The sequence below is a fragment of the Hymenobacter sp. DG01 genome (assembly GCF_006352025.1).
Classification (GTDB): Bacteria; Bacteroidota; Bacteroidia; order Cytophagales; family Hymenobacteraceae; genus Hymenobacter.
The window spans coordinates 4,668,007-4,689,649 of sequence record NZ_CP040936.1; the positions used below are offsets into that span (position 1 = coordinate 4,668,007).

Genomic DNA, 21,643 nt, shown 5'->3' on the forward strand with positions numbered 1-21,643 from the left:
GTGGCGTTGATCTTTCACTAATACAGAACGCTAAGCTGATGGATAGTTTGCTGCCAGAAGCCAGGTAGCAGGGGTGACGCGGATGAAGGATGTCTTTTCATCTTCAGGCCGCCCGTAACTGGTATATTTGCGACTCCGTTGCCGGTTCGTCCTGCTTCGTTCGCCTCACTGCGCTCTGCATGTCCGCTCCTGATTCTTCAGCCAAGAAGTCCTCCACTCGTCCCGCCCGGAACTGGCCCAACATTCTTTCCCGCACGCTGTGGGGAATTTTTGTGCTCGGGGCCGGTATTTTTCTGCTTTACCCCATTCTGGTGAGCATGAACTTTATGTTCCTGTTCGGGAAGTCGCCGAGCCTGGAGGAACTGGAAAACCCACGGGTAGAGCAGCCCTCGCAGGTGTTCACCGCCGATGGGGTGCTGATTGGGCGCTACTTCCGCGAGAACCGCTCCCCGGTGCCGCTGAGCAAGATGTCGCCCTGGCTGATTAAGGCCCTGGTTGCCACCGAAGACGTGCGCTACCAAGAGCACTCCGGCATCGACCCTAAGGCCATTGCCCGGGCTGTGGCGGGGGTAGCTACCGGCGGCAACGGCGGCGGGGGCTCCACCATCACTCAGCAGCTGGCCAAAAACCTCTACAAAACCCGCCGCAAAGAAAATATTGGTCTGCTGGGCCACCTGCCGCTGGTAGGAACTATCATCAGCAAAACCAAAGAGTGGCTGACGGCCGTGGAGCTGGAGCGCCGCTACACCAAGGATGAAATTCTGGCCCTGTACTTTAATACCGTAGAGTATGGCTCGCAGGCCTACGGCATCAAGGTAGCCGCCAAAACCTTCTATAGCACCTCCCCCGATAGCCTGACCATTGAGCAGGCCGCTATGCTGGTGGGCATGCTCAACAACCCCACGGCCTACAACCCCAAGTTTCACCCCGTGGCGGCCCGCAAGCGCCGCGACCTGGTACTGACCCGTATGGGCCAGGCCGGGTTGCTGACGGAAACCCAGGTAAAAGCTGAGCAGGCTACCCCCATCGTGCTTCAATACCAGGTTGAAAAGCACGTCGATGGGCCGGAAACGTACTTCCGCGGAGCTGTAAGCCAGTTCGTGAATGCATGGTGCAAAAAGAACAGCTACGACATGTACCGCGACGGGCTGCGCATCTACACCACCATCGACTCGCGCATGCAGAGCCACGCCGAAGAAGCCGTGCAGAAGAAGATGAAGACGCTGCAGCGCACCTTCGACAACTTCTGGCGCAACCGTGGTAAAAACCCGTGGGTAGATGAGGAAGGCAATGAAATTCCCGACTTCATTGAAACCCAGATGAAGCGCACCGAGCAGTACAAGGAGTTGGCCGAGCAGTACAAGGGCCGGCCCGATCTGCTCGACTCCGCCCTGCACCGCAAGCGCCCCATGAAGGTGTTTACCTGGAAGGGCGACGGGGACACCACTCTGGTGATGTCGCCGCTCGATTCGCTGGCCTACTATAAGCGTTTCCTGCGGGCGGGCATGATGACCATGGACCCTTTCACGGGCCAGATTAAGGCCTGGGTGGGTGGCCTTAACTACCGCTTCTTCCAATACGACCACGTTAAGCAGGGCAAGCGCCAGGCCGGCTCTACCTTCAAGCCCTTCGTGTACCTCACGGCTCTCGATAACGGCTACTCGCCCTGCGACCGTATCCGGGATGAGCGCGTGACCATTAACTACGTGGAAAACGGGCAGCCTATGGAGTGGAAGCCCGACAACGTGACCCGCGAGTACACCGGCATGAACATGACGCTGCGCTACGCCATGGCCCGCTCGGTGAACTCCGTAACGGCTCAGCTAACCGAGAAAGTAGGCTGGGATAACGTAGCCAAGTACGCCAATAAAGTAGGCATCCGGAGCAAGCTGCTGCCGGTGCCCAGCATTGGTCTGGGCTCGGGCGGTGACGTTAGCGTGTACGAGATGGTGAATGCCTACAGCACCTTCGTGAACCAGGGCTTCCGGCCCGAACCCATGATTGTAACCCGCATTGAGGACCAGAACGGCAACGTGCTGGTTCAGTTCGACCCCCAGCAAAAGCGCGTAATTCCGGCCGAAACAGCTTGGCTAATGACCTACATGCTGCGCGGCGGCATGGAGGAGCCCGGTGGGACTTCCCAGGCCCTCTGGGACTACGAGCTCTGGAAGAAAAACAACCAGATCGGGGGCAAAACCGGCACTACCTCCAACTACTCCGACGGCTGGTACATGGGCGTCACCAAGGATCTGGTAACCGGCGTATGGGTAGGGGGTGAGGACCGAAGCATCCACTTCCTCAACTCCCAGCAGGGCGAAGGCGGCCGCACGGCCCTGCCCATTTTCGGTACCTACATGGAGAAGCTGTATCAGGACCCCGAGCTGGACATCCAAATGGGCCCCTTCCCCCAGCCTACCGTCAAAATCACGAAGAAGTACGTCTGTGTAACCGCTGAGCCGCGCCGCCGCCGTGAGGCCGAAACCGTGGATACCATTGTGGTAGATAACCTGCTGGAAAACCTCAATAACGGCAGTGTGCCCCTGCCCGATAGTCTGGGCGGTAGATAAAAAACGGGCTGACTAAAACCAGCAAGACTCCTGCAATGCACTGCAGGAGCCTTGTTGGTTTTAGCCGCGGCGAAACCGACGCAGCCCCCATAGTCCGAGCAGGCACCCGGCGGCTACTACCCCAGAAAGCAGCTGAAACTTGCGGCGCCACGGCTGCGTCGTATGCATAGCGTGGCTTGTTTCCAGGGAGTTGCTCCAGGCAATAAAGGCATCCGCAATCGGCAGGGCCCCGAAAAGGTAGCGCTTACCGGCCGCCGAGCTCCAGGGCATCCCGAACGCCTCCACGCTGTTGCGTAGCCCCAGGGCAGTAGCCGTATCGCCATAGCGCTGCATGGTGCGGCGGCCTACAATAGAGGCTGCCCCGCCCACGCCCCAGATAACGGGGCCCGAATCAATGTCCTCGGTGAGTTGTGCCCCCCGGGCCGATTCCTGCACACCCGGAAGCCCGAGCCGGGCAGTAAGGAAATGTGCCCGGTACCGCTGAAAATGCGTTTGGGCGTAGGCTGAATCGATTTCGAGCAGAAAATTGAGCAGTTGGCTTTGCGACGAGCCCCGGGCGGCTTCCACTACCCCTCCGGTAGTGGCGGATGTCTGATGAGGTATCATCTGCCGCGAATCGAGGTGCTGGTCAACGGTCCGCAGCCAGGTAGAGAGGTCGGCCCGGTACGCAGCGGGCAGTAGCCGGTCGTGCCATGCCAAGGCAGCCACGCACATCACGCCGTCGGCGGGCCAGGCCGCGCCGGAGTACGACTCAGGGTAAGGGGTAGGGCCGGCGCGCAAGGCAGTAGCAATGGCAGCGCATTGTCGCTGAAAGTGCGTCACATCAGCAGGCAGGTGTTGGGCTGTCGGCAGGGCAGCCAGGTAGCGCCCCAGCACATACGCCGACCATCCTTGGTAAAAGGCACCATAAGGCAGCGGCAAGGCCGGATCAAACGCCAGCCGCCCCTCCGGCGACTGTATCTGCCGGAGAGCCCAGTCCGCTTCGGCCTGGGCCTCCTGACGTAAGGCACTTTGGACCGGCAAGTGGGGTAGCAGCTCTATCCAGGTCAGCGCGTACAGCGCGTTCTGGTACACGAATCCTTCCGGATACAGGGCCTGCATCTGCTCAGCGGCGCCCGCATGCATTTTCGTGCGCAGGAACTGCAGCTGCTGCACCACGTCCTGATTGATACGGGCCGGACCCGTAGGAGCAAGCGTGGGCTGGTAATAGAGCCGGGTATTCAGGTACACCAGAAGCACCAGCCAGCTTCCGAGTACCAAGCGGAGCAGCCAGCGCATGCGGCAGCCTACTGCTCTCCGTAAAACGACTCCAGAGCTTCCCGCAGGGTCGGAAACTCGAACCGGAAGCCCTGTTGCAGCGTCTTCTCAGCACTTACCCGCTGGGAGGCCAGCACAATTTCGCTCATCTCACCCATCACCAGCTTCAGCCCGAACTCAGGTACTTTCGGTAGCACCAGGGGGCGGTGCAGCACGGCCGCCAGGGTTTCGGTAAACTCTTTATTCGTGACGGGGGTAGGGGCCACGGCATTGAAGGTGCCCTGCCACTGGGGCTCTTCCATGGCTTGAATAAAGAGCCGGCACAGGTCATCGAGGTGAATCCAGGACATGTACTGCCGGCCCGAGCCCAGGGGGGCGCCGGCCATCAGCTTCACGGTGCGGGCCAGCGGCACCAGAGCACCACCCTCGGGGCTCAGTACAATGCCAATCCGGAAAATAGCCGTGCGGATGCCGTCAGCCGCTACGCTCTGCGCGGCAGCTTCCCACTGTCGGCATACCTCGGCCAGAAAATCATCCGGAGCCGGAGTAGTTTCTTCTGTTACCAGGGTATCGTCCCGGTCGCCGTAGATGCCTATGGCTGAGGCCGAAATGAAGGCTTGCACGTGGTGGTTGCCGGTGGCCAGCTCTCGCGCCATCAGCTGGGTACCCGCCAGGCGGCTCGACAGAATTTCGCGTTTGCGCTCCTGGGTCCATTTGCCATCCGATACGCTACTGCCCGCCAGATTAATAATGTAGTCGGCGTAGGGTACGGCGGCTTCGTCAATGGTACCGGCCAGCGGATCCCAGCGGAAGCTGCGGTAGCGCCCATTGCCGGGTGTGCGGCTCAGCAAGGCCACTTCGTAGCCGGCATCAATAAGCATTTCGGCGAGGCGGGTGCCAATCATACCGGTGCCCCCGGTAATCAAAACTTTGCGCGACATGGGTGGGAACGGGTAGCTCAGCGCCCCCGTGGGGGTAGCGCCTGGGGTAATAGGTGCGAAAACGACGGGAAAGCTAACAGCTTTTTATTTGCCAAGCAGCCGCAGAAATTCCTGCCGCAAGGCATCGTCGCGCCCGAAAGCGCCCCCGTATTCGGCCGTAAGTGTACTGCTGCTCGTGTCGTTCACGCCGCGGCTCATTACGCAGAGGTGGTCGGCCTCAATCAGTACGGCCACGTCATTAGTGCGCAGGGTATTTTTGAGTTCCTCGGCAATCTGGCGCGTCAGGCGTTCCTGCACCTGGGGGCGGCGGGCAAAGTACTGTACTACCCGGTTAAGCTTGCTCAGCCCCACTACATGCTCGCCGGGCAGGTAAGCCACGTGGGCCTTCCCGATAATGGGCACAAAGTGGTGCTCACAACACGAAAACAGCGTGATGTCGCGCTCCACCAGCATGTTCTGGTACTGGTAGCGGTTCTCAAACAGCTTCACGTCGGGGCGGTGCTTGGGGTCGAGGCCCTTGAACCACTCCTGCACGTACATTTTCGCTACCCGCTTCGGGGTGCCGCTCAGGCTGTCATCTGTCAGGTCCAAACCAAGAATCTCCATGATTTCCCGGAAGTGACCCGAAATGGCTGTAATCTTTTCCTCGTCGCTGAGCTGGAAAGCATCAGGGCGAAGGGGGGTGCGCAGGTCGGCCGGTAATTGAGCATCAACGGCGGGACGGTTAGCGGCGCCGTCCGCGGCAGCAGCCGCAGCAGCGGTGTTATCCATGGTATTCTACAAAATTGCGTTCGGTCTCATACAGCGTGACCGACAGGGTCAGGTGCTCTTCTACGTGGAGGCGCAGCCGGTTCCAAATCACTACTGCAATATTTTCGGCCGTAGGATTGAGGTGGCGAAACTCCTCCGTATCCAGATTCAGATTCCGGTGGTCAAAGGTATCCAGAATCTCGCGTTTGATCAGGTCGCTCAACCGCTTCATATCATATACATAGCCAGTAGCCGGGTCAATCTCGCCGGTCAGGCGCACAATCAACTCGTAGTTATGTCCGTGATAGTGAGGGTTGTTGCACTTGCCAAACGTGTCCTGGTTCTGCTCTTCGCTCCAGGACGGATTGTGCAGGCGATGAGCGGCGTTGAAATGTTCCTTGCGGCAGACGGTAATAGGCATAGTCGAGACTAAACGCGCCCACGGGGCTTTTGTTCACACCATATTCGAGAATATCAGGCAGTTGGCCTTCGGGCGGATAGCTAGCTCAGCAGGAAGAAATGACAGTTTCTGGTATATAAGCAACTATGAATATTAATTTTCCAACAAAAGACAGTTTTCTTCAAAAAAAACAATCTGCTCCCTGGTGAGATGCTGGGACACTAGTTAAATTTGATGAGTTGGAACTGAGTTGACCAACCTTCAAACCTGCAAATCATTTTTTCTCAACCTATTTCATTGTCTATGAAACGAGGCGTACTCTTCTCTCTGCTGCTGATGTTGGCAACGTCGGTGACTAGCCTGGCGCAAAAGTCGCCTGTTGACGAAACGGATATGGCCGTAAAAGGCATTCCGCGCAAAGGGCAGCGTGTTTCTGTGCAGCTGGACAGCAAGCGCGTAGAAGAATCCTGGAAAAAGCAGTTGGACGAGCAGTTCGGCAGCAAAGTAAAAGCCGACAAAGGCGTGTACACCATGGACGGAGTCGTAATCGAATCCGTTTCCAAAACCCCGGTGCGTGTTATCAGCAAAGTTGACGCCGTGCCGACGGGTACTACCATCTGGTGGTCGATTGACCTGGGCAATGCTTACCTGGGCAAAGAAGCTACCCCGGTGCAGTGGAAAGCTGCCGAGGGCTACCTGAAGGATTTCGCCCGGAAGCTCTACCGCGAAGACTTGGCCGTACAGGTTGCCGAAGCTGAAAAAGCGCTGGTATCGTCGCAGAACAACCACATGGCGGTAATTGCCAAGGCCGATGCCATCAAAAAGGACATCGAGAAGAACAAGGCCCGCAAGATTGAAATTCAGCAGCAGCTGGCCCAGAACGCCGCTGAACTGCAGCAGTACAACAACCAGGTGGACATGAACCTGAAGGAGCAGGAAGCTGCCCGCGCCGACATTGTGAACATGCGCGTAGCCCTGGAAGCCGTAAAGGAGCGCATGAACAAAATTGAGTAGTCTGGTTTTTTTAACTGCTCTACAGTAAACAAGAAGCCCCGCCTGAATCCAGGCGGGGCTTCTTGTTTAGAGGATTACCGCAGCCACCGCCGGATATACTTCTCGGCCGATTTTTCGTCCTGCCAACCTGCAATGCGGGTTGCGCCGGGGCGGCCCCGGTGCTGAAACCATAGACTCAAAGATTGCCGTACGCCGGGGTAGCGGCGGTTAAGCGTGGCCCAATCGGTGGCATCGGGCAGAATACGCTGGGCCGGCCGGGCCGGCGCCGCTAATACCACGGGCGCCAGGTTGCCATCAATGTCCAGCACCAGCAAGGCCAACGGCACTACTTCCAGAACGGTGCCGGCCGGTTGACTTTCGGCTAAAACCAGCGCCGGTACGGCGCCGGTTTTAGCCGAAAGTCCGGAAGAGCCGGTTACCTGCGTGCCCGGAATAAACCCCAGGTTGCCGGGTACCGGAAGAAATTCAATCATCTGCCCGACGCCCGCCTGCTGCACCGGCTGAAACTCCTGGGCACTGGCGTTGTAGCGCAGCTCCTGGTTGGTACCGGCCGGCATTTCTACTACCACTTGCAGCAGCTTGCGCTCCGCCGAGAAGGTAGGCAGATCGGCGTAATCGGTACGGCAGCCGGCCAGTGAGCCAGCGCCTACCCCCGCAAACAACAGAATCCAGCGCCAACGCATAAACAGACGAAGAAATAGAGTTACTGAGCCAGTTGCTCGTTCAAAATCCGGAAAGGGTTTAGCTCCTCCAGGTGCAATACAAACCGAATCCGGTCGGTGAAATCTTTGCGGCTGCTGGGCAAGCCATTGGCGTACTGCGAGCCGGCCACCGGCAAGTACACCCGCAGAATGTTCTGGCCCGTTGGCAACAGATACCTAATAACCGGCACTACCAGGCCCGCATCGTAGTACAGGCTCCGGGGGCTTTGTCCTGCTGTGTTGGTCTGTCGGGTTTTGCTGACAGCCCCGAAATCGGCAAACACGGCCAGGGAAGTCACCGGCAAATCGGCCTCCAGATTCAGGGTACTCAACCAGCGTTGGCTGCCTACGGGCAGGTAGGCCTTGAAGGCCCCGTCCCGGTCATCGGTTTGGTGCAGCTGCGCCGTGAAAGTGGCCGAAATTTGTTGCCGGTCGAGGAAGGCCGTCTGACGGCGGTAATCCGGGCTACCACTCAACCCAATGAAAAACGGATTTTCGGAGGAGGATTTCAGGAAAGTTCCCCCGAACAAACGAGCCCGGATTTGCTTTTCGGCGCTGTAGTAGCGGCTGTAGGTTCCCGTCGCCCGGAGCAGAGCCGCTTCCTGGTTAGGGTTGTCAACGTCCGCATTAGGTGTGAGGTAGTTCAACTCCACGTGCGCCGACCAGTTCTGCAGGGCGTTACCTTCCCGCACTCGGTATTCCAGCGTCTGGAAGCTACTGGTTTGCCCCAGATCTTGGTTGCGGATGGTAGTGTTGGCGAAACGAACCAGCTGCTGTGCCCCTCGGAAAGCCGAATGGGGTAGCCACAAGGTTACACTAGGCTCTATCTTCCGGTAACGCTCAAACCGCTGAATCTGGACCGTCGTCAGCAACTGACGGGCGAAGGTGCGGGGTAGGACGTTCAGACTCAGGGCACCAACGCCATTCAGCTCGTTGCGGTTGAAGCTGTACATGGGCATGGCCAGGAAGTTGAGCCGCTTGGGAGCCAGTATATTGTTGTAGAACGCTGCTCCGAGCATGAATTTATCGGAGGTGTTGGCGCCAGCTACCGGTACCCAGTTGATGAAGTGCCGGTCCCACCGCTCCGGGCTGAGCAGGGGCTTTAGCTGCAGTGGGTCCCATGTACGCCACGAGCCATTGAGTTTTATCTGGTCGTCGCGGCGGTTGAGTTGAGGAGTAAGGTACCCGGGGTCAATGACCACGCGGGCAACTCCGGAGCGCCGGAAATTAAGCTGGGCTTCATCCTGCTCGTCGTTGGCGGTACCGCCGAACACAGGCGTCCACTGAGTCTCCAGCACGTTGCCCCGCGCATCGAGGGTAGCAACGGGTACGGTAAACGGGGCGGGTGAATCATTGCGAACCAGCACTTTCACCACGTCGGCCTGCACCAGAATATCGGATACGGCCGCTTCGTAGTGGTTTTGGGTGGTGAGCATCTCCTTAAAGAACCAGCCGAGCTTCTGCCCGCTGACTTCCTCAAACACAGCCTGCATATCGGCCGGATAGGGATGCCGGAACTGCCAGCGCTGATAGTACGCGTGCATGGCCGCGTCAAACTTCTCCTGGCCCAGGTAGCCCGCCAGATATTTCAGCAGAGAGGCCGTTTTGCCATACACCATGAGGCCGTAGTTGAGCCGGCCATAGTCGGCGGAAGCTATGCCTGCCGGCTGGTCGAGGCCACGCGAGGCTACCAGCTGGTACGGAATCTGGTTCAGGGCTGCCGCGGGCAGCGAATCCCAGCCTAGTTTTGTCGCCAGCTCGGGCCGCTTGGTAAAGAAGTCGAGCTGACTAGCAGCGGGGTCAGCCAGCTCGGCCACCCGATTTTCGATGTAAGAGTTTACTCCCTCATCCAGCCACGGAAAATCTCGTTCATTAGAGCCCAGAATGCCATAAAACCAGTTGTGGCCTACCTCGTGCACAATGGCGGACGGCTGGGTAACGGTTACCATCGGGTACTCCATGCCCGAGCCGGCGCTCAGCGCCCCGTCCACGGCCGTTGCGGAGGCGTACGGGTACTCGCCTACCCATTGCGAGTAGTAAGTAAGCGCCTTATTGACGTCCTGAAGACCTTTTATCCACTTTTCAGCATCCTTGTTGGTGAACATCACCCAGGAGGTTACTGGCTTGCCGGAGGGTAGCGTAACGCTGCTTTTCAGCACGTTAAAACGCTTGTCGGCAAACCAGGCAAAGTCATGCACCCGGTCCTGCACGTAACGCAGGGTTTTGGTTTCAGCGGCCGAAGCCGGGAACTTGAGGTTGTCGCCGAAATCGGCTTGCGTCTTTTTGACGGCCGTAGCCGCGGCAAGCTGGTCGAGGCGTTGTTGCTCATCGGGGTTCTGGAGCACACCCGTGGCGCCTACCACATAGTTGGCCGGCAGGGTAATACGGACATCGAAGGAGCCAAACTCCGAGTAAAATTCCCCCTGATCCAGGTAAGGCATGGGGTGCCAGCCCTTCTGGTCGTACACGGCGGGCTTGGGGTACCACTGCGTAACCTGGTAGCTTTGGCCAACGTGCCCGAAGCGCGAGAAGGAATCAGGCAGCTTAACCCGGAAGGGAGTTGTAATCGTAATGCTGGCCCCGGGTGCCAGCGGCTGGGGTAGCACCAGGCGGGCCATGTCGGGGTTGTTCGCGTCGGGCTCCAGGCGAGCCGGCTGGCCATTTACCTGAAAATCCAGTCCGTCTATAAAGCCACGCTCCTGCTGAGGGGCGAACTGAAACTTCCGGTTACCGTTGCGGAGCTGCTGCCGGGCAAAGGCCGTTGCGTTGTCGCGGTACGCGTTGGGCCACAGGTGAAACCAGAGGTAGGGCAGAGTATCGGGGGAGCTGTTGGTATAAGTAAGCTCTTCCCGGCCGCTGAGCGTGTGCTGCTGGTCGTTCAGCGTCACATCAATAGAATAATTTACCTGTTGCTGCCAGCCCGTGGCCGGCGCTTGCGCACTAGTGGTATAAGATATGAGCAGCAAGCCATACAGGCTCAGAGTCTTTTTCATGCAGAGGGGAGGGGCGGATGTCGAGGCGAAAGTAGCCCTTCGGCCCGGAACATGCGCCACAACCTTTGGCCGGTAGGCGCGTTTGCACGGGTATTCCCAACTACACCGCTGCCCTGCAGTGGCCTAACCCTACTACCTATGTCTTTCCACAAGCAGCCCAAAGACGACACCCAGCACCAGAACCACCTCGACGGCGCCGTGAATATCCTGACGGGTAATCTGCAGGAAGAAGCTACCCGCGCCGGCCTCGACAACCACTTTCAGCGTTGGATTGAGGACCTGAAAGACACTAACAACCCCGAACTGCACCAGATTGTGGTGGATATGCAGGCGTTGAAGGCGCACTTTGGCGGAGGCACTATTGATAAGGCCCTGGTAAGCCAGCTGCTCAGCCGCCTCGGAACAAATACCAGCAAAGCGGCAAGCTTTGCCGACAATCCTAACACCGCGCAACGCGTTGCCAATCTGGGTGAGGCCCTCAGCGCCGCAGCCCGTCAGGTAAGCAGCGGCGGTCAGTCAAGCCCGGAGCAAGATCTGCAGCAGAACTCGGCTCAGAATTCATAGCAGCTATCAGCAGCACACTCACTGCTGCTCTTGCCCTGTAAAAAGCAACAGGCCGGCCCTCCGCAAGGAGAGCCGGCCTGTTGCTTTTGCATATGCCGTGAAGCTTAAGCCGTAGCTTTGGCTGCCACGTTGGTGTTGCGCTTTTCTTTGATGCGAGCCGCTTTGCCCGACAGACCACGCAGATAGAACAGGCGAGCACGACGAACCTTACCGCGACGCACCAGCTCGATTTTCTCGATGTTGGGCGACAGCAGCGGGAAGATACGCTCGGTGCCGATTTGGTTTGAAATCTTACGAACCGTGAAGGTTTCGCCGTTCGAGTTGGTGTTCTTGCGCTGGATAACTACACCCTGGAACTGCTGCACGCGCTCCTTGTTGCCCTCACGAATTTTCACGTGGACATTGATGGTGTCACCGGCGGCAAAGTTGGGGAAGCTGGCGCGGCGCTCCTGGGATTCCTGCTGGATAAAATCGAGTAGTACGCTCATGGCTGGAAAAACTGTGAAGGACGGCCGCGCCGCCCTGAAGGGTTTCAGGTAAAGAGGCGCAAATATAGCCCTCTATTTTGGAATTGTGAAATGGTGAGCAGGTGAAATTGTGAGTTTGTGGTTCTGCTTGCGATACTTACAGACACACTCGGCACAATTCTACAGCTTCACTCTTGTAATAAATCTGGCCGGCGCTGTTCCGTGCGGGCCAGGGCCTGCTCGTGGCGCCAGAGGTCTATTTTCGGGGTGTTGCCCGAAAGCAGAATTTCCGGTACCGGCAAGCCACGCCATTCAGCGGGGCGGGTGTAAACAGGCGGTGCCAACAGGTTGTCCTGGAAAGAGTCGCTTAGCGCCGACTCCTCATTGCCCAGTACGCCTGGTAGCAACCGTACCACTGCATCTACCAGAATAGCCGCCCCTAGCTCTCCGCCGCTCAGAACATAGTCGCCGACGCTGATTTCGTGGGTGATGTATGCCTGGCGAATACGCTCATCTACGCCCTTGTAATGCCCGCAAAGAATAAGCAGGTTACCCTCCAGGGAAAGCCGGTTTACCAGGGGCTGACGCAGGGTTTCACCGTCCGGGGTCATGTAGATGACCGCCGCATAGGAGCGTTGCGCCAGTAGCTCATCGAAGCAAGCCGCAATCGGCTCGACGCGCAGTACCATACCGGCCCCACCTCCAAACACGTAGTCATCAATCTGACCGTGTTTGTTAATGGCGTAGCGGCGCAGGTCGTGCAGATAGATTTCGGCCAGTCCTTTGTCTTGGGCGCGCTTCACGATAGAATGCGCAAAAGGGCTGACCAGCAAATCCGGCTGGCACGTGACGATGTCAATCCGCATAGCAACGACCCGCTAAGGCTCTATGAATTCGTCCGGCTCGTCCCGCTCACGCGAGGCCGGGCTTAGGTACACGTCAAGCAGGCCTTCCGGCAGATTCACGTGCAGCTTCCGCGCTGGCTGGTCAGCGTGCAGAATCAGCTCATCCACCACCGGAATCAGGATTTCCTGTCCCTTGTAGCGCATGGCCAGTACATCCTGCTGGGGCAGCTCATAGAAGGTCTCTACGGTTCCCAGTTCGCCTAACTGCTCATCTACTACCAGGTAACCAATAACGTCGTGGAAGTAGAACTGGTCGTCGGGCAGAGCGGGCAGCTCGGTTAGCGGACGCCAGAGCTTGGCGTTACGCAGGGGTTCGGCCTCTTCAATGCGGTCGAGGCCCTTGAACTTCACGAGGGCCCGCTCGCCGCTCTGGGGCTGGAATTTCTCAACGGTGTATTCCGTGAGCTTACCGGGCGTGGTGGGCAACTCCACCCACACCGATTTCAGCTTGCGGTAATCGTCGAGGTTATCCACGTCGAAGGCAGCAACCACAAAGCCTTTTAGGCCATGGGGCTTCACTACCAAACCCAGCTCGTAGCAGTCGTCAAGAGTCATGGCGAGGAAAGATGAGGAGAGAAAACGTACAAAGGTGATGAGGCGGAATAAGGTAGAGACGGGTTAGACCATCTATTGTCCTTATTGCCTCATCACCTCCTTACGTGAGCCTGAAATTAGGCGCCGGCTTCCTCAGTGGTTTCGGCCGAAGCTTCCGCGTCGGTCGTTTCGCCTTCGGCGGCAGGAGCGTTAGCAGCCTCCAGAGCGGCTTGCTTGGCACGCTGTGCTTCGGCGCGGGCTTCTTTTACTTTGGTTTCGGCGGCCAGACGCTGCTGACGAGCTTCTTCCTTGGCGTTGCCCAGGTTGGTGCGCTTGCCTTCGATTTTAGCGTCTTTCTGCTCTTTCCAGGCGGTGTAACGCTCATCAGCAGTTTCCTGCGAGATGGCGCCTTTGATTACGCCCAGCTGCAGGTGCTTGCGGTAGAGCACACCACGGTAAGAGAGCATAGCACGCACGGTATCCGTGGGCTGGGCACCTTTCATGATCCAGTCGAACGCCTTGTCACCATCGAAGTTGATGGTAGCGGGGTTGGTCTGGGGGTTGTAGGTACCGATTTTCTCGATGAAGCGGCCGTCGCGGGGCGAGCGGGAGTCGGCAACAACGATGTCGAACTGAGCGGCCTTCTTGCGGCCGCGACGGGCGAGGCGGATTTTAACTGCCATAAACCGGTTTGGTTAAGCGACGCATCCCGTGCGTCTGGTTGAAAATGAGGTGCAAAGGTAGTCACAGATTTCGCGGATTAAAAGCATTACCCGGATTCAATCTATGCCTAAGCACAGCTGGTAAACTAAACGGCATTAAAAAAGGCTGCTTCCGGTGGGAAACAGCCTTTTCAAGAGTGGTGTCAGTTGCTTACGCAGCCATGTTTACGGGTTGCTGCCACTTGCGCTTGACCTTCACTACCCCTATCTTATCCAAACTCCAGATAAACATATAGGTGGGGTCAAGCTCCCACTTCTTCACGCCGAAGTTAACGCGCATGGGCAGCTTGTGGTGGTTGTTCTGAAACAGCTCCCCGAAGGCCAGGAAGTCGAAGGGAAGCGTGTTCTTGGAGTGGTCGTGGTTATCGAAGTTCTGGTAGCCGTATTTGTGGCCGCCCCAGTTCACGATGGCCCCGTGGATAGGACCCATTAGGAAGTGAATGGGCAGCAGCAGAAACTGCCACCAAGCAGTAGCGAACTGCACATAAAACAGCACATACAGTGCACCCCAGCCAATACGGGAATACCATTTGTCGCCCAGGTTCTCTACGGCACGCCACTCGGGGTAGTCACCCTCGAAACGTTCCGCCAGTTCGTAGCGGTTGTTCAGCACGTCATTGTAGATGTTCTTGGTCTTCCACATCATCGTGAAAGCATTAGAAGAGTACAATGGGGAGTGGGGGTCCAGCTCGGTATCGGAGTAGGCGTGGTGCATGCGGTGCAGCAACGCGTAGGCCCGGGGCGAAAGAAACGAGGAGCCCTGGCAGATGTACGTGAACAGGAAGAAGAATCGCTCCCAGAATTTGTTCATAGTGAACATTTTGTGGGCCGCGTACCGGTGCAGATAGAACGTCTGCGTAAAGAGCGACAGGTAGTAGTGCGCTACGAAAAAGAAGAGTATCGCCATGGGCAAAAAGTTAGAGGTCGAATCCAGTGGCGGCCGAAGCCCCAACGCGCAAAGCTGAAAAGCGGGGTATTAGTTCAGCCGTGGTTTTACAAAACTACGGCCACCCCTGCCCAGAGTGCAATTCGCCTTTTCAAAAGGCCAAAATGTTGTTCAGGTTCAGCAAAGGTGAGGGGGTAGCAGATAACGACCTATGATATTCGTCATCTGCTACCCCCTTTATTGGGCTGAAACGCCTTTAGTAATAGGCTTCAGCGGCTTGCCAGTGGGCTACCTCAGGCAGCGGGGCCCGGAAGCACATTTCCTCCTTCGTAACGGGATGCTGAAACTCCAGCTGCCGGGCGTGTAGGGCAATACTCACATCGGGCAGGGGCGCCAGGAACCCGTACTTCACATCCCCCACGATGGGCGTACCCAGGCCGGAGCTGAGCTGCACCCGGATCTGGTGGGGGCGGCCGGTAATAGGATTAACCTGCAGCAGCCAGCGGGAGCCCGCCTGGCCCAGCACCTGGTAGTCCAGCTCCGATTTCAGGCCCTGGCTGTGACGCTCCGAGTAGGCTTTGGTAGTGTTGCGGATGGGGTCTTTTACCAGCCAGTGCGTCAGGTGGCCGGTAGTAGGTTCCGGGCACTTACCGGTCAGGGCCCAGTACGTTTTGTGCACCTTGTTGTCGCGGAACATTTCGTTCAGGCGGCTTAGGGCCTTGCTGGTTTTGGCCAGGGCTACCACGCCGCTCACGGGCCGGTCAAGGCGGTGAGCCACGCCCACGAAAGCAGCACCAGGCTTCTTGTACTTGAAGCGCAGATATTCCTCGGCCTTAGCGGAGAGGGGCTCGTCGCCGGTGGCATCGCCCTGCACGAGCAGGCCCGCGGGCTTGTTGATGATGAGCAAGTGGTTGTCTTCGAACAGAATTTCCTTCCGCTCCGACCACAAATTCGGACGATTCACTCGGGGGGAGTTAAAAACTAAAAATTAAAAAATATGAATAGGGCAGCAGATTCATTCAAGGCGAAGTCGGCGCCAAATCATAATTCTTAATTTCTAATTCTTCATTTTTAATTGAAAACTAGTACGCTTCTTCCTGGGTAGGGAAGTCGCGCGACTTTACATCCTGAATGTAGCGCTGCACCGCGTCGTGCATCACATTGCCGAGGTCGGCGTACCGGCGCAGGAAGCGGGGCTTGAACTCCTTGGTGATGCCCAGCATATCGTGCACTACCAGCACCTGGCCGTCCACCTCGGGGCCGGCTCCGATGCCAATAACCGGAATGGTGAGCTTCTCGGCTACCTGTTTGGCCAGGGAGGAAGGTATTTTTTCCAATACCAGGGCAAAGCACCCGATTTCTTCCAGCAGCAGCGCGTCTTCGATGAGTTTTTGCGCCTCGGCTTCTTCCTTGGCCCGTACCGTGTAGGTGCCAAATTTATAAATACTTTGTGGAGTAAGGCCCAGGTGACCCATTACCGGAATGCCGGCCGTCAGAATTCGGGTAATGCTGTCCTTGATTTCGGCCCCGCCTTCCAGCTTGATGCCGTGGGCCCCCGATTCCTTCATAATCCGGATGGCCGAGCGCAGGGCCTCCGACGAGTTGCCCTGGTAGGAGCCAAAGGGCATATCTACCACCACGAAGGCCCGCTTTACGGCCCGCACCACACTCTGGGCGTGGTAGATCATTTGATCAAGGGTAATGGGTAGGGTGGTTTCGTGGCCGGCCATGACGTTGGAGGCCGAGTCGCCGACCAGCAGCACATCCACCCCGGCGCCGTCCAGAATCTGGGCCATCGAGAAGTCGTAGGCAGTGAGCATGGAAATTTTCTCGCCGCGTTGCTTCATGGCCAGCAGCTGATGCGTGGTCACGAGTTTGACTTCTTTGTGCTGGGACATGGGCTTGGGGTCTTAGAGTCTTGGATATCGTGCGGAAAGTCGGTGACCTAACCGGAAGCCAAAACTGCGGATTTTTTTAGAAAGAGGGCCACCCACCTGCCCATCCTGCCCAAAGCCTACTACCCCGTAAGGCCCCAAACTCCTGCTTAGAAATTCAGGAAGGTTTTGTTGCGGCTCAGCTTCAGATCCTGCAGCAGGGTTGATTTGGCGGCAATGTTGACGAAGTAGCCCCGGGTAGGACCAAATGGGCGCCAGTTACCAGTAATCTGCCAGCAGTGCAGGTCCTTGGTGATATCGAGGTTGGTGAAGGCTGGCGTCTTGTTCACGAAGTCGTAGTTGGTGCTGAAGCCGAAGCGCAGAGTTTCGGTAAGCTTGACGGACCCGTTAAGGTTCAGCGAGGCTCCTGTGTAGGCATTGGGGCGCACCCGGTTGGGGCGGGAAGGCAAAGGCCCTGGGTCGCGGTAGGTTACGGTCAGGTTGGTATTCAAGTCCCAGGGAATACTAAAATCCACGTAGTCCTCGTAGGGGTCAATGCGGGTAGGGGAGCCCAGCGAGGGGTCGTTAACGGGGGCCACGTCGCGGCGAATAGTGGATTTTCGGTTGCCCTGGGCCGGGTTGAACTGGTACGTGATGGTAGTGGAAGCGTCGGCCAGACGAGCCAGCCGGATTTTGTCCTGCTGCCACAGATACTTGTCCTTCAGTACCCCCAACGAGTCGCGCTGATAAAAGCTGAAGCGCCCCGTTACGGTCACGCTCAGCTTCCGGGCTACCTGCGTGCGGAAGCTGCTATTCAAGTCCTGCAGCTTGAAGCTGGGCGCGGCAAAATCGTAGGCTGTGTTGAAATCCAGCCCATCAATCAGGCTTACTTTATTGAAGGGGGTAGTACCCGTGGTATCGTTGGAGTTGCGGACCTTCATTTCCACCTGGTTTTGCAGGGAGAAGGACAGCAGGCGCACGTCGCGGGTGGTGCGGGCCGCGAACAGGGAGTTGGAGAAACGGGGCAGCAGCAGCCCGCCCTGGTTGTCGCGGTACAAAGCCGACTCGGAGTAAAGCTGGCCGGTGGAAGGGTCGCGCAAGTCACCCAGCTGCACTAACTGGAAGGGCTGGTTTCTATTGTTTCGGTCGAGCGGAGAAGCTGGGGCCGGCGAGTAGCTGAACGTAAGCTGGGGCGTAACCTTGTGGCGCAGTGCCTGAATCTTGTGGGTGCCCTTGCGTACGATGGTGCCGTAGAAATTGGTGCCCAGGCTGGCGTTGGCCGAGAAGTTATACAAGCGGTAAAAGCCGCGGGTGGTATCGACGCGCACGGCCTGGGCCTCCCGCACGAACTGGTAGTTCAACTCCTTGAAGTACCAGGTTTCGCCGTACGTTACTCCCGGGTTGAAGTTGAAATACTTCAGCAGGTTAAAGCTGCCCAGCGTAATGCCAAAATCGTGCTGCATACCGGCCTGGGAGTTGCGTAGCAGCTTATTGAGGTTAGAAAACCGCACGGGCAGCACGGTGGTCTGGTTAGAGCCGCCCAGCAGCGGAATAGCTCCCCCGTTAATCTGGCGGGCCGGCAGCGAGTTGGACAGCGTATTGTTGTAGCGGACCGTGTAGGAAAAGGCCAGCTGCTCATAAATCTTACCCCGCGACTCCAGGCCCAGCAGCTCGTACACGTACTGGCGCGCCAGCTGCGCCGACACATCGGGCAGGATAAAGTCCATGGTGCCGGCCTGCGTGTTCTGGTTCTGGCTCAGGTTGACGCTGTAGTTGATAGGGGCGTTGCGCAGCTGCTTGGAGTAGCTGATGTTGGACTGGAAGGCGGGCGTGAGGTAAAGGCGCTGGTTGTAGGAGTTCTGGCGATAGTAATTGTTGCTGCTCACGTTCACGTTGGCCGAGAAGCGGCCGCCGTTGGGGCGGGCCACCGGCGTGTGGTTCCAGGCCAGGGCGAAGTTGCGCGAGGAGCGCGGAATGTTGTAGGCCGGGTTGGTATTCACGTCGGTGCTGCCCAGCAGGCGCTCGGTCGGCTGCTCGCTGTAATTAAAGGAGAACAGCCCGCTGAAGCGGTAGCGCGTGATGTACTGCATTTCGGCTGTGCCGCGCCAGCCTCCAAACCGGTCGGCGTTGCCGGAGTAGATGTCGCCGGTAAGGCGCACGCCAATGTGCTCGTTAGCGGCCCAGTAGTAGCCGCCGTTGCGCAGGAAAAAGCCCCGGTCAGCGGCCTGCCCGAAGGTAGGAATGATCAGCCCCGAAGCCCTTTTGTTGCTTTTGGGGCTGGGGAAATAGCCGAACAGAAAGCCCAGCGGCGTCGGAATATCACCGATAACCAGATTGAAAGGACCCGTTACTACCTTCTGCTTCGGGCCCGGGACCAGCTTCATTTTGCTGGCGTTGATGTAGAAGTGCGGGTGCTCCAGGTTGCAGGTGGTATATACCGCATTGCGCCCGAAGGCTTCTCCCAGGGCATTCTTTTTGAGCGTTTCGGCGTGAATAAAGCCCTCACCCTGCTGGGTTACCACATCAGTAATGCGGCCGCGCTTGGTTTTGATGTTATAGTCGATGCGGCCGGCCTGGTAGGTTTCGGCGCCCTGCTTGAACAGGGGGCGGTCCTGCACGCGGCCGGTAGAGTCCTTGGTGCCTTCGGCCGTAACCAGGTTTTTGCTGTAGTCAACGGTAATCAGCGCGGCCTTCAGGTTCATGGTCCCGTAGTCCACGTTGGCCTTATCGTACAGGATGGCGCGCTTGTTCTGCACCTCAAACCGGATGGAGTCCTGGGCCTTGTATTTGACGGTGGTTTCTACGGCGCCTTTGCGGCCCCCGGCGGCTACGTTCAGCGAGTCGGGGGTGCCGCTCACCGCGGCGGTGGTGTCGCGGGTGGGGGAATTGGGCTGGGGTGCGTTCAGAATGCGAGGCGTGGGTCGCACGTCCTCGGGTACGTTGGTCGTGCGAGGCCGCTGCTGCGCCTGACCGGAGTGCAGCAGGCCCAGACTCAGGAATAGAAAAAGCAGTAGTGGTAGCCGCAGCAGCGGAGAAAGCGCACTCCACATAGAATTGAACACAGGCGCGAGTGGGGCCACGTAGTTTTTATCGTTTATTTTGTGGCGGTTTGCAAAGGTAGCGGGTCGCTGCCCCAACTAACGAACTCCGTGCGGAATATTGTCGCTCTGGGCACGGCGGCCCTGCTATTTCTCGCCGGCTCTACTTCTTCCTCTACTCCGCGGGCTACGGCGCCTGGCGGGGCGGCTCCCTATAAGTATCGGCTTCGGACGGTGGTGCTGGATGCCGGCCACGGCGGCAAGGACCGCGGCTGCGCTGGCGTGAAGGCCCGCGAGGCTGACGTAGCCCTGAAAATTATTCTGGAACTGGGCCGGCAGATCGAGGAAAACATGCCCGAAGTGAAGGTGGTGTACACCCGCAAAACCGACGTGTTTGTGGAGCTGGCCGACCGCGCGGGCATTGCCAATAAGCATAACGCCGACCTGTTCATCTCCGTCCACTGCAACGCCAGCGCCCCAGCAGCCATCGGCACGGAGGTCTGGACCATGGGGCCGCACAAAACGGACGCCAACCTCTCGGTAGCCAAGCGCGAAAACGCGGTAATTCTGCAGGAAGAAAACTACCAGGAGCGCTACAACGGCTTCGACCCTACCTCGCCCCAGAGTCACATTCTGTTTTCTCTCTATCAGAGCGCCCACATGGTAAACAGCCTGCGGTTTGCCCAGAAGGTGGACCGGCAGTTCCGCACCACCGTGGGACGGCCCTCGCGAGGAGTAAAGCAGGCCGGCTTTCTGGTGCTCTGGAAATCCACCATGCCCTCGGTCCTGATTGAGTCGGGGTTCCTGACGAACCGGCAGGAAGAGCAATACCTAAACGATAAAGCCGGGCAGTCGTATATGGCCTCGGGTATCTACCGGGCTTTCCGCGAGTATAAAAATGAGCTGGAAGCTACCACCGGCGAATAACCTTTCCGGGCCGGTGCAACCCCGCCCGCTGCTCCCGACTCCCTTTCTAACCAACTGCTGACCCCGTGTCGAAAGAAATTAAAGTGGCCCTGCTGGGCATTGTGGCCGTGGCCCTGCTGATTGTAGGCTTCAACTTCCTGAAAGGGAGTAATATTCTCTCCACTGACCGCACGTACTACGCCAAGTACGATAACGTGGACGGCCTGAACGTGGGTAACCCGGTTATCCTCAACGGTATCAAGGTAGGCCAGGTAAAGGAAATGACCCTGGTGCCGGAGGAAGGCAACCGCGTGAAAGTGGCCGTGGAGCTGCAGAAAGGCGTTACCGTCGGCGACTCCACCGTGGCCAGCCTCAGCGGCTCGCTGCTGGGTTCCAAAACCATTACCCTGTTTCTGGGCAAGAATACCAAGGTGTATGAGGGAGGCGAGGAGCTGAAATCGTACACCGTAGCCAGCATTACGGACGCCTTCCAGGCCAAGGCCCTACCCGTACTGGGTACCGTCGATTCTACGCTGATCAAGGTGAACGGCTTCCTGAACAAGGATGCCAAAGTAAGCCTGCAGGCTACCCTGCAAAACGCCCAGGGCAGCACCGAGGCCCTGAAAAACCTGCTGCTGATGAACCAGCGCAACATCAACCAGATTACCACCAACATGGCCCGCCTCACGGCCGACCTGAACAAGACTAGCGCCAAATTCGACCGGATTGCGGCCAACTTCTCTACCCTGAGCGACTCGCTGAAGAACGCTCCGGTAGGCCCGGCCATGCGCAAGCTCAACGCTACCATGTCGGAGGCCCAGAGCACCATGACCACGCTGAACCGCTCCCTCACCGACCAGAAAGGCTCTTTGGGCAAGCTCATCAGCGACACGGCGCTCTACAACAACTTGAACGCCACGGCTGCCAGCTCCAATACCCTGATCAAGGACCTGCAGGCCAACCCCAAGCGCTACGTGCACTTCTCGGTATTCGGCGGGGGTAAGGAGAAGAAGAAAACCGAAACTACCACCAAGCCCAACGGCGAGGTAGAAAAGGAAACAAAAACCGTGACGCCTACTACCGGTGCCGTAGTTACGCCCTAACGTTGTGCCGGCTTCCCACAC

19 protein-coding genes are annotated in these 21,643 nt (G+C 58.0%); 5 read left to right on the forward strand and 14 right to left on the reverse strand.

Annotated features, from left to right (window positions below):
* Positions 1-179 precede the first annotated feature (179 nt).
* Complete coding sequence (locus FGZ14_RS19935; RefSeq protein ID WP_257883291.1) at positions 180-2,567, forward strand: transglycosylase domain-containing protein; 2,388 nt, start codon at positions 180-182, stop codon at positions 2,565-2,567.
* 60 nt (positions 2,568-2,627) lie between these two features.
* Here the strand turns inward: FGZ14_RS19935 and FGZ14_RS19940 are convergent, their stop codons facing one another.
* The 4 genes from FGZ14_RS19940 to FGZ14_RS19955 all read right to left on the reverse strand — a co-directional run bounded on the left by FGZ14_RS19940 (position 2,628) and on the right by FGZ14_RS19955 (position 5,936).
* On the reverse strand, positions 2,628-3,845 hold the full coding sequence (locus FGZ14_RS19940; RefSeq protein ID WP_139925904.1) for a hypothetical protein: 1,218 nt from the start codon (positions 3,843-3,845) through the stop codon (positions 2,628-2,630).
* 8 nt (positions 3,846-3,853) lie between these two features.
* Positions 3,854-4,765, reverse strand: a complete 912-nt coding sequence (locus FGZ14_RS19945; RefSeq protein WP_139925905.1) for a TIGR01777 family oxidoreductase — start codon at positions 4,763-4,765, stop codon at positions 3,854-3,856.
* Between the two features lie 84 nt (positions 4,766-4,849).
* Positions 4,850-5,536, reverse strand: a complete 687-nt coding sequence (folE, locus tag FGZ14_RS19950; RefSeq protein WP_139925906.1) for a GTP cyclohydrolase I FolE — start codon at positions 5,534-5,536, stop codon at positions 4,850-4,852.
* Positions 5,529-5,936 carry a 6-carboxytetrahydropterin synthase gene (locus FGZ14_RS19955; protein ID WP_139925907.1) on the reverse strand — a complete coding sequence of 136 codons (408 nt, stop codon included), beginning with the start codon at positions 5,934-5,936 and terminating at the stop codon, positions 5,529-5,531. Before FGZ14_RS19955 ends, folE begins: the two co-directional genes overlap by 8 nt.
* Before the next feature lie 282 nt (positions 5,937-6,218).
* Between FGZ14_RS19955 and FGZ14_RS19960 the strand changes: the two genes are divergently transcribed.
* The gene (locus FGZ14_RS19960; RefSeq protein WP_139925908.1) at positions 6,219-6,929 is read left to right on the forward strand and encodes a DNA repair ATPase; all 711 of its coding nucleotides are present in this window, start codon (positions 6,219-6,221) and stop codon (positions 6,927-6,929) included.
* A 74-nt stretch (positions 6,930-7,003) separates the two neighbouring features.
* Here the strand turns inward: FGZ14_RS19960 and FGZ14_RS19965 are convergent, their stop codons facing one another.
* Complete coding sequence (locus FGZ14_RS19965) at positions 7,004-7,612, reverse strand: inorganic diphosphatase (RefSeq protein ID WP_139925909.1); 609 nt, start codon at positions 7,610-7,612, stop codon at positions 7,004-7,006.
* A gap of 20 nt (positions 7,613-7,632) precedes the next feature.
* On the reverse strand, positions 7,633-10,623 hold the full coding sequence (locus tag FGZ14_RS19970) for a M1 family metallopeptidase (protein WP_139925910.1): 2,991 nt from the start codon (positions 10,621-10,623) through the stop codon (positions 7,633-7,635).
* 138 nt (positions 10,624-10,761) lie between these two features.
* Between FGZ14_RS19970 and FGZ14_RS19975 the strand changes: the two genes are divergently transcribed.
* Positions 10,762-11,187, forward strand: a complete 426-nt coding sequence (locus FGZ14_RS19975; protein WP_139925911.1) for a hypothetical protein — start codon at positions 10,762-10,764, stop codon at positions 11,185-11,187.
* 104 nt (positions 11,188-11,291) lie between these two features.
* Here the strand turns inward: FGZ14_RS19975 and rplS are convergent, their stop codons facing one another.
* The 8 genes from rplS to FGZ14_RS20015 form a co-directional block, all read right to left on the reverse strand.
* Positions 11,292-11,675: a 50S ribosomal protein L19 gene (gene rplS, locus FGZ14_RS19980; protein WP_139925912.1), complete on the reverse strand. Its 384-nt coding sequence runs from the start codon at positions 11,673-11,675 to the stop codon at positions 11,292-11,294.
* 167 nt (positions 11,676-11,842) lie between these two features.
* Positions 11,843-12,520 (reverse strand): tRNA (guanosine(37)-N1)-methyltransferase TrmD, encoded by a 678-nt coding sequence (gene trmD, locus FGZ14_RS19985; protein WP_139925913.1) that lies wholly within the window; start codon positions 12,518-12,520, stop codon positions 11,843-11,845.
* A gap of 12 nt (positions 12,521-12,532) precedes the next feature.
* Positions 12,533-13,114 carry a ribosome maturation factor RimM gene (rimM, locus tag FGZ14_RS19990; RefSeq protein WP_139925914.1) on the reverse strand — a complete coding sequence of 194 codons (582 nt, stop codon included), beginning with the start codon at positions 13,112-13,114 and terminating at the stop codon, positions 12,533-12,535.
* A 116-nt stretch (positions 13,115-13,230) separates the two neighbouring features.
* Positions 13,231-13,776 (reverse strand): 30S ribosomal protein S16, encoded by a 546-nt coding sequence (locus FGZ14_RS19995; protein WP_139925915.1) that lies wholly within the window; start codon positions 13,774-13,776, stop codon positions 13,231-13,233.
* Between the two features lie 190 nt (positions 13,777-13,966).
* Positions 13,967-14,722 (reverse strand): acyl-CoA desaturase, encoded by a 756-nt coding sequence (locus FGZ14_RS20000; RefSeq protein WP_139925916.1) that lies wholly within the window; start codon positions 14,720-14,722, stop codon positions 13,967-13,969.
* A 235-nt stretch (positions 14,723-14,957) separates the two neighbouring features.
* Positions 14,958-15,665: an RluA family pseudouridine synthase gene (locus FGZ14_RS20005; RefSeq protein ID WP_139925917.1), complete on the reverse strand. Its 708-nt coding sequence runs from the start codon at positions 15,663-15,665 to the stop codon at positions 14,958-14,960.
* Between the two features lie 118 nt (positions 15,666-15,783).
* Positions 15,784-16,599 carry a 3-methyl-2-oxobutanoate hydroxymethyltransferase gene (gene panB / locus FGZ14_RS20010; RefSeq protein WP_139925918.1) on the reverse strand — a complete coding sequence of 272 codons (816 nt, stop codon included), beginning with the start codon at positions 16,597-16,599 and terminating at the stop codon, positions 15,784-15,786.
* A gap of 146 nt (positions 16,600-16,745) precedes the next feature.
* Positions 16,746-19,625, reverse strand: coding sequence for a putative LPS assembly protein LptD (locus FGZ14_RS20015; RefSeq protein WP_219601036.1), 2,880 nt, complete (start codon positions 19,623-19,625; stop codon positions 16,746-16,748).
* A gap of 99 nt (positions 19,626-19,724) precedes the next feature.
* Here FGZ14_RS20015 and FGZ14_RS20020 point away from each other — a divergent pair, with 99 nt between their 5' ends.
* On the forward strand, positions 19,725-20,540 hold the full coding sequence (locus FGZ14_RS20020; protein ID WP_139925920.1) for an N-acetylmuramoyl-L-alanine amidase: 816 nt from the start codon (positions 19,725-19,727) through the stop codon (positions 20,538-20,540).
* A 65-nt stretch (positions 20,541-20,605) separates the two neighbouring features.
* Positions 20,606-21,622 carry an MlaD family protein gene (locus tag FGZ14_RS20025; protein ID WP_139925921.1) on the forward strand — a complete coding sequence of 339 codons (1,017 nt, stop codon included), beginning with the start codon at positions 20,606-20,608 and terminating at the stop codon, positions 21,620-21,622.
* Positions 21,623-21,643 lie beyond the last annotated feature (21 nt).

What these genes read in the sequence shown, in the direction of transcription:
- FGZ14_RS19935 (WP_257883291.1), top strand. Translation starts at nt 180, where the DNA reads ATGTCCGCTCCTGATTCTTCAGCCAAGAAGTCCTCCACTCGTCCCGCC.
- FGZ14_RS19960 (WP_139925908.1), top strand. Translation starts at nt 6,219, where the DNA reads ATGAAACGAGGCGTACTCTTCTCTCTGCTGCTGATGTTGGCAACGTCG.
- trmD (WP_139925913.1), bottom strand. Translation starts at nt 12,520, where the DNA reads ATGCGGATTGACATCGTCACGTGCCAGCCGGATTTGCTGGTCAGCCCT.
- FGZ14_RS19955 (WP_139925907.1), bottom strand. Translation starts at nt 5,936, where the DNA reads ATGCCTATTACCGTCTGCCGCAAGGAACATTTCAACGCCGCTCATCGC.
- FGZ14_RS19965 (WP_139925909.1), bottom strand. Translation starts at nt 7,612, where the DNA reads ATGCGTTGGCGCTGGATTCTGTTGTTTGCGGGGGTAGGCGCTGGCTCA.
- rimM (WP_139925914.1), bottom strand. Translation starts at nt 13,114, where the DNA reads ATGACTCTTGACGACTGCTACGAGCTGGGTTTGGTAGTGAAGCCCCAT.
- FGZ14_RS20000 (WP_139925916.1), bottom strand. Translation starts at nt 14,722, where the DNA reads ATGGCGATACTCTTCTTTTTCGTAGCGCACTACTACCTGTCGCTCTTT.
- folE (WP_139925906.1), bottom strand. Translation starts at nt 5,536, where the DNA reads ATGGATAACACCGCTGCTGCGGCTGCTGCCGCGGACGGCGCCGCTAAC.
- FGZ14_RS19945 (WP_139925905.1), bottom strand. Translation starts at nt 4,765, where the DNA reads ATGTCGCGCAAAGTTTTGATTACCGGGGGCACCGGTATGATTGGCACC.
- rplS (WP_139925912.1), bottom strand. Translation starts at nt 11,675, where the DNA reads ATGAGCGTACTACTCGATTTTATCCAGCAGGAATCCCAGGAGCGCCGC.
- FGZ14_RS19970 (WP_139925910.1), bottom strand. Translation starts at nt 10,623, where the DNA reads ATGAAAAAGACTCTGAGCCTGTATGGCTTGCTGCTCATATCTTATACC.
- panB (WP_139925918.1), bottom strand. Translation starts at nt 16,599, where the DNA reads ATGTCCCAGCACAAAGAAGTCAAACTCGTGACCACGCATCAGCTGCTG.
- FGZ14_RS19995 (WP_139925915.1), bottom strand. Translation starts at nt 13,776, where the DNA reads ATGGCAGTTAAAATCCGCCTCGCCCGTCGCGGCCGCAAGAAGGCCGCT.
- FGZ14_RS20015 (WP_219601036.1), bottom strand. Translation starts at nt 19,625, where the DNA reads ATGTGGAGTGCGCTTTCTCCGCTGCTGCGGCTACCACTACTGCTTTTT.
- FGZ14_RS19940 (WP_139925904.1), bottom strand. Translation starts at nt 3,845, where the DNA reads ATGCGCTGGCTGCTCCGCTTGGTACTCGGAAGCTGGCTGGTGCTTCTG.
- FGZ14_RS19975 (WP_139925911.1), top strand. Translation starts at nt 10,762, where the DNA reads ATGTCTTTCCACAAGCAGCCCAAAGACGACACCCAGCACCAGAACCAC.